At 57.0% G+C, this 11,004-nt stretch carries 8 protein-coding genes and 1 tRNA gene; 8 read left to right on the top strand and 1 reads right to left on the bottom strand.

Annotation, left to right across the window (positions count from 1 at the left end; all coding sequences use genetic code 11):
* Positions 1 to 229: 229 nt before the first annotated feature.
* Positions 230 to 1,027, top strand: coding sequence for a DgsA anti-repressor MtfA (gene mtfA / locus JTA15_RS09740; RefSeq protein ID WP_014170764.1), 798 nt, complete (start codon positions 230 to 232; stop codon positions 1,025 to 1,027).
* On the opposite strand, the gene JTA15_RS09745 is transcribed toward mtfA, so the two are convergent.
* Positions 1,024 to 2,235, bottom strand: coding sequence for an MFS transporter (locus JTA15_RS09745; RefSeq protein WP_219373169.1), 1,212 nt, complete (start codon positions 2,233 to 2,235; stop codon positions 1,024 to 1,026). The two genes, mtfA and JTA15_RS09745, sit on opposite strands and share 4 nt — an antisense overlap.
* Positions 2,236 to 2,373: 138 nt before the next feature.
* On the opposite strand from JTA15_RS09745, the gene JTA15_RS09750 reads away from it, so the two are divergent.
* The 7 genes from JTA15_RS09750 to JTA15_RS09780 form a co-directional block, all read left to right on the top strand.
* On the top strand, positions 2,374 to 4,116 hold the full coding sequence (locus JTA15_RS09750) for an IucA/IucC family siderophore biosynthesis protein (protein ID WP_219373170.1): 1,743 nt from the start codon (positions 2,374 to 2,376) through the stop codon (positions 4,114 to 4,116).
* The gene (locus JTA15_RS09755; protein WP_219373171.1) at positions 4,116 to 5,063 is read left to right on the top strand and encodes a GNAT family N-acetyltransferase; all 948 of its coding nucleotides are present in this window, start codon (positions 4,116 to 4,118) and stop codon (positions 5,061 to 5,063) included. The genes JTA15_RS09750 and JTA15_RS09755 overlap by 1 nt, the downstream gene beginning before the upstream one ends.
* Positions 5,060 to 6,802: an IucA/IucC family siderophore biosynthesis protein gene (iucC, locus tag JTA15_RS09760; RefSeq protein WP_104440132.1), complete on the top strand. Its 1,743-nt coding sequence runs from the start codon at positions 5,060 to 5,062 to the stop codon at positions 6,800 to 6,802. Before JTA15_RS09755 ends, iucC begins: the two co-directional genes overlap by 4 nt.
* Positions 6,799 to 8,124, top strand: a complete 1,326-nt coding sequence (locus tag JTA15_RS09765) for a lysine N(6)-hydroxylase/L-ornithine N(5)-oxygenase family protein (protein WP_219373172.1) — start codon at positions 6,799 to 6,801, stop codon at positions 8,122 to 8,124. The genes iucC and JTA15_RS09765 overlap by 4 nt, the downstream gene beginning before the upstream one ends.
* A gap of 26 nt (positions 8,125 to 8,150) precedes the next feature.
* A complete protein-coding gene (locus tag JTA15_RS09770) occupies positions 8,151 to 10,340 on the top strand; it encodes a TonB-dependent siderophore receptor (protein WP_219373173.1) in 2,190 nt (729 codons plus the stop codon).
* 164 nt (positions 10,341 to 10,504) lie between these two features.
* Positions 10,505 to 10,580 (top strand) — tRNA-Asn (locus tag JTA15_RS09775).
* Between the two features lie 167 nt (positions 10,581 to 10,747).
* A partial coding sequence (locus JTA15_RS09780; RefSeq protein ID WP_219373174.1) for an Arm DNA-binding domain-containing protein occupies positions 10,748 to 11,004 on the top strand: 257 nt, incomplete at its 3' end.

Genomic DNA, 11,004 nt, shown 5'->3' on the forward strand with positions numbered 1-11,004 from the left:
AATCCTTTAAGGAGTTGGTTTTCACGCTGACCATAATGGGGTAAGTGTCATAAGATTAGGCTTCGACTGAGTTCACAAAATGAAGGTGATACCAGCAAACCGCTATCCACCGTTACGTACGAAGTGATAGTTTATCCAGGCTGGAATTGAAGCAATGACCGAATGTCTGGCATTTTAACAGAACCTTACCTTCCCCTTTTGTTCAAGTGACGAGTTTGCGAGCAAAGCGATGATTAAGTGGCCCTGGAAAACGAATGACGCTGGCCGAAATATGGCGCTGCCGTGGGATGAAGCGCTGGCGATCCCTGTTCTGGCTAATCTTCAGCCGGATGAACAATCAAAACTGGTTCAACTGGCGGATCGCTTTTTGCAGCAAAAACGTCTGGTTCCGCTGCAGGGCTTCGAGCTGGATCCCCTGAAAAACGCGCGTATCGCCCTGCTTTTCTGTCTGCCGGTTCTGGAACTCGGTATTGAGTGGCTGGATGGCTTCCATGAAGTACTCATCTACCCTGCACCGTTCGTGGTGGACGATGAATGGCAGGACGATTTCGGCCTGGTGCATAACCAACGGGTGGTGCAGTCCGGGCAAAGCTGGCAGCAAGGGCCCATCATCCTGAACTGGCTTGATATTCAGGATTCCTTCGACGCATCTGGCTTTAACCTGATCATTCACGAAGTGGCGCATAAGCTGGATACCCGCAATGGGGATCGCGCCAGCGGTGTACCGCTGATCCCGCTTCGTGAGGTCGCGGGTTGGGAACACGATCTGCATGCGGCAATGGATAATATCCAGGATGAGATAGATCTGGTGGGCGAAAGTGCCGCCAGCATCGATGCCTATGCGGCAACCGATCCTGCGGAGTGCTTTGCGGTGCTGTCAGAATATTTCTTTAGCGCACCTGAGCTTTTCGCCCCCCGTTTCCCGGCCCTCTGGCAACGGTTCTGTCAGTTTTATCAGCAAGACCCTCTGCTGCGTCTGCGGCAAAATGAGGATCCTGCCGGCAATTCATCTCACCAGCTCCATTAAGACGGGTCGACATGGGTACGATTGAGCGCCCGTACCCATAGGCTCATCACCAGAAACATCAGCGCCATCACCCAGGCGGCCTGCGTTAAAAATACCTCGCCGAATAAACGCGTGACGACAGGCACCAGCAGCGCACTCAGGCCGTAGCCCAGCGTGTGGCTGGTGGCAATCACTCCCGCCCCTTTTCCGGTGGTCAGCCGTTCATTCAGCAGCAGCTGGTATCCCGGCGTCGCCATGGCGGCTCCCAGCGACGTCATGACAATCCCCACGTAGAACAACACCAGACTGGCAATACACATTAGCCCCAGTCCCGTCACCATCAGTACCGCGGCCAGGCAGAGCAATGTCACCGGGCTGAAATGCTGCGGACGGACCACCAGAAATTGTGCAGCGAGCGTTGCCAGCGCAGCCAGGCTCAGCAGCAGCGCGACATGATGGCTTACCTCTCGCGGGTCACCGTCCAGCAGAGGGCTGAGATGCGGTGACAGGCCAAGCTGCATCAGGCTCACCAGTGCGGCCAGAAGCAACGCCAGCACAAGGTACGGCAGCATTGAAACCTGCACACGCGTCGCCTGATGCGCGACCGGCGGCAGCGGCGGATCGGCGACCTCTCGAAGGACCAGCAGGAGAGCGATAAACGGTGCAATCGCCATCAACCAGAGGGGAGCCACCGGATTGACGCTAAGCATCATCGCCGCCAGCGGCGGCCCCAGCAGACGACCACAGCTGAGGCCGGAGCTTATGGTCGCCAGCGCGGCCATGCGTTTATCCAGACCCGCGCGCTGAATGGCCCATGTCTGAGCCGCGGGCACCAGCCCTGAGACGGTCAGGCCGTACAGCGTACGCGAGAGGATCAGGCCCGCCAGCCCCCAGACAGCACTCATCATCCCGCTTGCCATCGCCCAGACCACCAGCGACATCACGACAAAACTCGCCAGATAGCCACTTAGCGAGGCCAGCATCACGACCTTGCAGCCGTGTCGCTCACTCTGGCGTCCCCACCACGGCGATGCGGGTAAAAAGAGCATGGAGCCGAACATTAACAGCCCCGCCCAGACGGAGAGCGATAACCCGGTCAGGGTGACCAGTTGCGGCAGCATGACCAGCAAACCGTTTTGCCCAATACCTAACAATCCGGCGCATAACGCCAGTGGCCAGTTCGCTTTCGGGGTGAGGTTTTCCGTCAGTGTTTCAGGGTAAGTGCGCATGAGAATGTGAACATAGTGTCAATAAATGTGTGGAAATCATGAAGTTTATGAAAACAAATATTGCAAAAATAGTTGCGACTGTAAACAGAATGCATATCATAACGATAATTATTATCAATCATGGAATGAGGTACACCTATGCGTACTCTGCCCCGCTCCGCCGGTACAGACGTTGCAGCCCAGTGTTTTTTGAACGCCCTGTTGCGTGAAACGAAGGACTGGCGCTATCTCCCCGCTACCGCTGCGGATGGACTATCGCAGATTCATATTCCGCTCTCTTCAACCCAGGCCATTCGGGTTCCGGTACGCTATTTCTCACCGACTCAGCATCATCAGTATCACTTTCCGGCGATGCTTATCCAGCGCGACAGCGATAGCGGTGACGCCGTCACTTTCACGCAACTGATTGACTTAATTCTGGAAAAACCTTCAGTTAAAGGCTCACTCGATACCGAAACGCTGGCTCGCTTTAAGCAACGCGCCCTTGAAAGCCATGCCCACACCTGGCAGGCCATCGATTTGCGCCACAACTGGGCAAACCTGCGTGACAAACCGCTGAATTTTGCGCAAGCAGAACAGGCGCTGCTGGTGGGGCATGCGTTTCACCCGGCCCCCAAATCTCACGAGCCGTTTAACGAAAGTGAAGCGCGCCGCTATTTGCCTGATTTTGCCTCCCGCTTCCCGCTGCGCTGGTTTGCGGTTAGGCGTGAATTGATTGCCGGCGACAGCCTGGCCGTCTCTCTTCGCGAACGCCTGCTGCGCTTCGCAGCGCAGAGTGCCCCTGAGCTCCTCGGTCACTTCACCGATACCTGCTGGCTGCTGCCGATGCATCCGTGGCAGGCCGAGCATCTGCTGGGTCAGGCCTGGTGCCAGCGTCTTGTGGCTAACGGCGATCTGCAGGATTTGGGCGAAGCGGGCGCGCAGTGGCTGCCCACCAGCTCCTCACGCTCGCTATACAGCGAAACCAACAGCGACATGATCAAGTTTTCCCTCAGCGTGCGCCTGACCAACTCCGTGCGCACGCTGTCGGTGAAAGAGGTTAAACGCGGTATGCGCCTGGCGCGTCTGGCTAAGACAGCGCGCTGGCAGACCTTACAGGCACGCTACCCGACCCTGCGTGTTATGCAGGAAGACGGCTGGGCGGGGCTGCGTGATGAAAATGGCATCATCCAGGAAGAGAGCCTGATGGCCCTGCGCGTGAACCTGCTGTTCGAGACGCCAGAGAGCCAGACCAACGTACTGGTGAGCCTGACGCAGGCGGCCCCGGACGGAGGTGACAGTCTGCTGGTTGCGGCGGTACGTCGTCTGAGCCAGCGCCTGGATTTACCCCTCGCCGAGGCTGCGCGCTGCTGGGTGCAGGCGTATTGCGATCGCGTTTTACTTCCGCTGTTTAGCGCGGAAGCGGATTACGGCCTGGTTCTGCTGGCGCACCAGCAAAATATCCTCGTTGAGATGCAGCAGGATTTCCCCGTCGGGCTGATCTACCGCGATTGTCAGGGCAGCGCCTGGACTGAAGGGGCCGATGAATGGCTAAAAGAGGCGGGTGAACATGATGTGGAAAACCGTTTTGGCGAAAGCCAGCTGCTGCGCTACTTCCCCTACTACCTGCTGCTGAACTCAACGCTTGCCGTGACTGCCGCCCTCGCCGCCGCCGGTTTCGACAGCGAAGAGAGCCTGATGGCGCAGGTGCGTGACGCACTGGTCGAATTACGCAAAACAGCGAAACAGACCCGCTGCCTCGACTACGTGCTCGACAGCCCAACCTGGAACTGTAAAGGCAACTTTTTCTGCTATCTGCACGATCGCAACGAAAACACCATCGCCGATCCGGCAGTGATCTATTTCGACTTTAGCAACCCGTTTTACAAGGAGAAGGCGTGATGGCAAACGCGAATATCGTCCATTCTGGCTATGGCTTTCGCTGCACCGCAACGGAGAACACTCTCCCCCTGACGTTAGGTCTCGACGGCAGCGCAGTGCTTGAGCGCGTGAGTGGTATCCCGGAAGGCTGGTTAGTCGACGCGCTGGATCAGCTGTTTATCGCCGCGCCGGCACTGACCGGCGTCACGCTCCCCTGGTCCGCCTGGCAGGATGAACCGCAGGCGCAGGCGCTGTTTACGCTTGCCAGCGGAGATTATCTGGCGCGCGAAACGTTCTGGCAGTTCCCCCTGTGGCTGCAGGGAGAACGGCCCCAGAACCACGGCGGCATGCAGTTCGATGAAAGCCGTCAGCTTTACTTCCCGCGGCGCCCTCACCGCCCGCAAGGCGAAGTCTATCGCCGTTACGACCCGCAGATTAAACACACCCTGAGTTTCCGCGTGGCCGATGTGGCGCAGGACGGCGAACGTTTCACCCGCTGGATGAACACCCCGCGCGTTAACGCCTTCTGGGAGATGGCCGGCCCGCAGGCGGAGCAGGAAAATTACCTGCGCCGTCAGCTCGACTCGACCTATTGTTATCCGCTTATCGGCTGCTTTGATGACCAGCCGTTCGGCTACTTTGAAATTTACTGGGCGGCGGAAGACCGTATTGGCCGCCACTATCGCTGGCAGCCGTTTGACCGCGGCTTGCACATGCTGGTTGGGGAAGAAAACTGGCGCGGCGCGCAGTATATCCGCAGCTGGCTGCGCGGTCTGAGCCATTATCTGTGGCTGGATGAGCCACGCACAACACGCATCGTTGCCGAGCCGCGTTTCGACAACCAGCGCCTGTTCCGCCATCTTTCGTCTGCCGGTTTCGAAACCGTGAAAGAGTTCGACTTCCCGCATAAACGCTCGCGCCTCATCATGAACCAGCGTCACCGCTTCTTCAGCGAGGTGGGACTGTGAACGTGTACTGGCAGAAAGTGAACCGCGACATGGTGGCGAAAATCCTCGCCGAGCTGGAATATGAACGCACCCTGAGCGCCCGGCAGCTGGCAGACAATCGATGGCAAATCACCATGGGCGCGGAGACCTGGCAGTTCCAGGCCACGCGCGGGATCTGGGGCTGGCTGCATATCGACCCCGAGAGCCTGACCACCGTCAGCGGTAACGCAGTGGACGCAGAAACTGCACTGCTGCAGCTTGCGACGGTACTGGAGATGAGCGACGCGCAGACCGCGGAGCATCTGGAAGATCTCTATGCCACGCTGCGGGGTGATATTCAGCTGTTACAGGCGCGCGAAACGCTGGATGCTGACGCGCTCATTCATCTCGACCCGGACGAATTACAGTGCCTGATGAGCGGCCATCCTAAGTTTATCTTTAACAAGGGACGCCGCGGCTGGGGGCTGGATGCGCTACGCCAGTATGCCCCGGAATACCGTGGCCGTTTTCGCCTGCACTGGATCGCCGTGCAACGTGCGCACCTGGTCTGGAGCAGCGATGTTGATTGCGATATCAATACTCTGCTGGCGAGCGCCATGGATAACGCCGAGCGCGCCCGGTTTGATGCCCGCTGGCAGGCGCTGGATCTTGATGATAACTGGCTGCCCGTGCCGCTGCATCCGTGGCAGTGGCAACAAAAGATTGCTGTCCATTTCCTGGCGCAACTCGCGCGCGGCGAAATGGTTGAGCTGGGCGAGTTTGGCGACGAGTACCTGGCGCAGCAATCGTTGCGTACCCTCACCAATGCCAGCCGCCGCGCGCCGTTTGACATCAAGCTGCCGCTGACCATTTACAACACCTCCTGCTATCGCGGTATTCCGGGTAAGTACATTGCCGCTGGCCCGCTGGCCTCACGCTGGTTACAGCAGCAGTTCACCAGCGATGCCACGCTTATTCGCTGTGGCGCGCAGGTGCTTGGCGAGCCCGCGGCCGGGTATCTTTCCCACCCGGGTTACGCCGCGCTGCCGAAAGCGCCTTACCGCTATCAGGAGATGCTGGGGGTTATCTGGCGCGAAAATCCGTCCTGTTATCTTCAGCAGGGTGAAGAGGCGGTGCTGATGGCTGCGTTGATGGAGAGCGATAACGCCGGACGCCCCTTGATTGACGCATGGATCGCCCAATCCGGTTTGACCGCTGAAGCCTGGCTGGAAAAGCTCTTTGACGCGACGGTCATCCCCTTCTATCACCTGCTCTGCCGCTACGGCGTGGCGCTTATCGCCCACGGCCAGAACGTGACGCTGGTGATGAAAGACGCCATCCCGCAACGCATCCTGCTGAAAGATTTCCAGGGGGACATGCGCCTGGTGGATGAAGATTTCCCGCAGGCAGCAAGCCTGCCTGAACAGGTGAAGTCCGTCACGGCGCGCCTGAGTGCGGATTACATCATTCACGATCTGCAAACCGGTAACTTTGTCACGGTGCTGCGGTTTATTTCACGCCTTACCCTGCAAAGCGGCGTCAGCGAAACCCGTTTCTACCAGATCCTGGCCGAGGTATTGCGCCGCTATATGGCCGCGCATCCCGATCTCGCCGAACGCTTTGCGAAGTTTGATCTGTTTAAGCCGCAAATTATTCGCGTGATCCTCAACCCGGTCAAACTGACCTTCTCCGAACACGACGGCGGCAGCCGCATGTTGCCGAACTATGTCACCGATCTTGATAACCCTCTTTTTCTGGTCTCCCAGGAGTCAGCGCAATGAAAACGTATGATTTCATCGGCATTGGTATTGGCCCGTTTAACCTCAGCATCGCCGCACTGGCTGAGGGTCTGGACGGTTTTAGTTCGCTGTTTCTTGAACGCAAGCCGCATTTCTCCTGGCACCCTGGCATGATGGTGCCGGACTGCCATATGCAAACCAGCTTCCTGAAAGATCTGGTGAGCGCCGTGGAACCCACCAATCGCCACAGTTTTCTTAACTATCTGGTGCAGCGTAAAAAGTTCTATCGTTTTCTGACCACCGAGCAGCGTACCGTTTCTCGCGAAGAGTTTGCCGATTACCTGTGCTGGGCCGCGGAAAATCTCACTAACCTGTCCTTCAGCCAGCAGGTACAGCAGGTCAGTTTTGATGAAAAAAACGGTCTGTTCGACGTGGTGACTCAGCGCGATCGCTTCCTGGCGCGTCACGTCTGCGCGGGAATTGGCAAACAGATTAACCTGCCTGACTGCGCTCCGGCGCAGGATGACAGCTGCTTCCACGCCAGCGAGATGATGCTGCGCACGCCGGATTTAGCGGGTAAACGCGTCACCGTCGTCGGCGGAGGTCAGAGTGGTGCGGATCTGTTTCTGAATATCTTCCGCGGGGAGTGGGGTCAGCCACTGAGCCTGAACTGGGTTTCCCGACGCAACAATTATAACGCGCTGGATGAAGCGGCTTTCGCCAACGAGTATTTCACACCGGAATATGTAGACAGCTTCTCTACGCTTGGCGAAGAGGCGCGTCGTCAGATGCTGCACGAGCAGAAGATGACCTCTGACGGCATCACTACGGAGTCTCTGCTGGCGATTTATCGCGCCATGTATCACCGCTTCGAAGTGCTGCGGGAAAAACCGTGGGCACACCTCCTGCCCTCTCGCTCGGTCACCGCGATCGCGCAGCAGGAGAACGGTAAGCGCCTGACGTTACAGCATCACCTTGACGGCGGCCGTGAACAACTCGATACCGACGTGGTGATTTTCGCGACCGGCTATCGCACCGTGCAGCCTGCGTTTCTGGCACCACTCTCTCATCGCCTGCGTCTGGACGCCGACGAAACCTTCTGCATCAACAATGATTTCACCCTTGAATGGGACGGTCCGCAGAGCAACCGCCTGTTCGCCGTGAATGCCGGGATGCACCGTCTTGGCATTGCCGAACCCCAGCTCAGCCTGATGGCCTGGCGCGCCGCGCGAATTCTGAATCGCGCGCACGACGACGAGCCGTTTGAGCTGGCCACCACCCCTGGCGTGATCCACTGGCGTAGCACTCCCCGCCCGGACAGCAGCCAGGTTTATCAATCTTTAGCAAGAACCACCGAGTACTGACACACACATTCAGGAACTACATAACAATGAAACGTTCTCATCTTTGGGTTTTAAATCCTTGCTTGCTTGCAATGCTTTCTACCTCTGCGTGGGCGGAAGAACAAAAGGAAGAAAATATTGTTGTCTCCGCCAGCCGCGCGCACCGCAGCGTGGCGGAGATGGCGCAGACTACCTGGGTTATTGAGCGTGCTGAGATTGAACAGCAGGTTCAGGGTGGAAAAGAGATTAAAGAAGTCCTGGCGCAGTTGATCCCGGGCATGGACGTCAGCAGCCAGGGCCGCACCAACTACGGTATGAACCTGCGCGGCCGCTCGATGATGGTGATGGTGGATGGCGTGCGTCTTAACTCGTCCCGCAGCGACAGCCGCCAGCTCGACTCCATCGATCCGTTCAACATTGACCGTATCGAAGTGATCTCCGGCGCCACGTCCCTCTACGGCGGCGGCAGTACCGGCGGTCTGGTGAATATCGTGACCAAAAAAGGCCAGCCTGATACCGAAGTGGAGTTCCAGACCGGAGCAAAGAGTGGCTTTAACAGCCATAACGATCACGATGAGAACGTGTCAGCCGCGGTGAGCGGCGGCAACGACAATGCCTCTGGCCGGTTGTCAGTATCGTATCAGCGCTACGGCGGCTGGTACGACGGCAAAGGTAACGAGGTGATTATTGATAACACCCAGACCGGATTACAATATTCCGACCGTCTGGATGTGATGGGAACAGGCACCCTCAACATCGACGATCACCAGCAGCTGCAGCTTACGACGCAATACTACAAGAGCGAGTCCGACGGGAAGCATGGCCTGTTCCTTGGGGAAAACTTCTCCGCGGTTACGGGTGATGCCAAAGCCTACAATAAAGGCAACCTGAACTCTGACCGCCTGCCGGGCACAGAGCGGCATCTGATTAACCTGCAGTACTCCAACACCGATTTCTGGGGCCAGGATCTGGTCGCACAGATTTACTATCGTGACGAAAGCCTGACCTACTACCCGTTCCCGACACTGACCAAAGGCGTGGTGAGCAGCATCGGTGCGTCGCAGCAGAAAACCGATTTTTACGGCGGCAAGCTGACGCTGAACAGCAAACCGATGGATGATTTAACGCTGACCTGGGGTGTGGATGCTGACCACGAAACCTTCGACGCTAACCAGCAGTTCTTCAATCTGGACAAAGCGGCAGCAAGCGGCGGCATGGGTCTGGAGAACGCCTATAACGTGGGCCGTTACCCGGGTTACAGCATTACCAACCTCGCCCCGTTCCTGCAGGCCAGCTACGACATTGATGCCATTACCCTGAGCGGCGGCGTGCGCTATCAGTACACCGAAAACAAGGTGGATGACTTCGTTGGTTATACCCAGCAACAGGCCATCGCTAACGGGAAAGCCACATCGGCTGATGCGGTACCGGGCGGGAAAACCAATTACAACAACTTCCTGTTCAACGCCGGGATCCTTGGCCGCCTGACCGAACAGCAGCAGCTGTGGTTTAACTTCTCCCAGGGCTTCGAAATTCCGGACCTGGCGAAGTACTACGGCTCCGGTACCTACCAGCTTGTCGACGGGCACTATCGCCTGCTGAACAGCGTGAACGTGAACGACTCGACGCTGGACGGCATTAAGGTTAACGCGTATGAGCTGGGCTGGCGCTACACCGGCGACAACCTGCGCACGCAGGTTGCGGCGTATTACTCGCTCTCGGACAAAACCATCACCATCAACAAAACGGACATGACCATCAACCTGGAAGACGACAAACGTCGTATCTACGGGATTGAAGGCCAGGTGGACTATTTCTTCACCGACAGCGACTGGAGCACCGGCGCGAACTTTAACGCCATTAAGTCTGAAACCCGCGAAAACGGCAAATGGGAGAAGCTGACGGTAGACAGCGCCAGCCCGTCGAAAGCCAGCGCCTGGGTCAACTGGGCACCGGGCGACTGGACCCTGCGCGTGCAGAGTACGCAGACCTTTGACGTGTCAGATGCCGACGGTAAGAAGATCGATGGCTATAACACGGTCGACTTCCTGGGCAGCTACGACCTGCCGGTGGGTAAAGTGAGCTTCAGCGTGGAAAACGTGCTGGACAAAGACTACACCACCGCCTGGGGTCAGCGTGCGCCGGGGCTGTATAGCCCAACCTACGGTGCACCAGGTCTGTATACTTATAAAGGCCGTGGCCGTACGTTTGGTCTGAACTACTCCGTACTGTTCTAATCCTGCGCGCCGCCTGCGGGCGGCGCAATTTGCTGTGTAATTTCAGCACAAATTTGCTATAAAATCAGCGATTTGCTGAAATTGTCGGCAAACGAACGAAAAGTGCGTTTTCCCCCTTTGACAAGACGAACTGAGGTCGATACTATGCGCCTCGTTCACACGATTCCTCTGTAGTTCAGTCGGTAGAACGGCGGACTGTTAATCCGTATGTCACTGGTTCGAGTCCAGTCAGAGGAGCCAATTTAAAGAAACCAGATGTCTACTGACGTCTGGTTTTTTGCTTTCTATCAATTGGTTAATCCTTCTAGCTTGTCTACTCACGTCTCGTAAAAAACACTCGAAGCTACACCCTTTTGCTGGTAAAGCTGGTTCGGTTTTTCTTTTACCAGCATCCAGGGGTAACCGCCATGCCACTTACTGATACCAAAGTAAAAAATGCTAAACCCGCTGAAAAGCCCGTTAAGCTCACTGATGGGTTCGGCCTCTACCTTCTGGTACATCCTAACGGTTCAACGTACTGGCAGTTGGGTTATCGCTTTGAAGCGAAACAAAAGGTGTTTTCCATAGGTGGCTACCCTGCCGTTTCTCTGGCAGACGCAAGGCAACGCCGCGACGAAGCCAAAAAGCTTTTAGCATCAGGAGTTGATCCCAGCGCTAAAAAACA

Source organism: Enterobacter sp. BIDMC 29 (genome assembly GCF_019378755.1).
Lineage (GTDB): Bacteria > Pseudomonadota > Gammaproteobacteria > Enterobacterales > Enterobacteriaceae > Enterobacter > Enterobacter ludwigii.